This is a genomic window from Sulfolobus sp. B1, from assembly GCF_007050195.1.
Taxonomy (GTDB): Archaea; Thermoproteota; Thermoprotei_A; order Sulfolobales; family Sulfolobaceae; genus Saccharolobus.
In genome coordinates, this window is sequence record NZ_QIMI01000345.1 from 1 (window position 1) to 640 (window position 640).

The 640-nt window shown below is 30.8% G+C and carries 1 protein-coding gene; it reads right to left on the bottom strand.

The genetic code is table 11. The features are described from left to right. Positions 1-17: 17 nt before the first annotated feature. Positions 18-640 (bottom strand): sugar isomerase (locus tag DMP16_RS10625; protein ID WP_143577257.1); only part of this gene is annotated, 623 nt, incomplete at its 5' end.

The window sequence follows — 640 nt, forward strand, 5'->3', positions numbered from 1 at the left end:
AATCCAGTTCATCCATATCAATATATCATTTGTGAGCTAATGTTTAATATTTTTTTGTTATCTATGAAGTAAATCCTGTCCCAATTCTCCTTCCTCATTTTTTCTAATATTGACTTTATTAATACTTTAGCGTTACAAAAAGCTCCATTACATTTTGTAGATGCTATGCTAGTGTAGTCAATTTTACTAATGAGTTCTTCTTCTCTCTCTATGCCTCTTCTAAGTAATATTATTTGTCTATTGCTAGTCATAAATATAGGTGAGTGGCAAAATTGTTCTAATTTTTCGCTGTTAGCACTATATCCGAAGATTTCAGAGAATTTCAACGTAGCGTAATATGCAATACCGAAGTTCTCTCCATGTCCTACGAAGAATGGATTATTAGATAAACTTATTACGTTATTATCTTCCTCGCTATCAATTTTTTCTCCTGCTAAAGAATATATTGCACTTAAACTCATTAAAAAGGACAATGTGCCGGGTAATTGTATTTTAGATTTGTAAGGTATTAAAATAAGGTAGTCAGCAAACCTTGAAAGTTCAGATTCTTCATTTGCGGTAATTACAAAAATTTTAGTTTTACCTTTAAATTTAGAGGCAAGTTGAATATTACTTTTTGGCTTACCGGATACAGAGACTA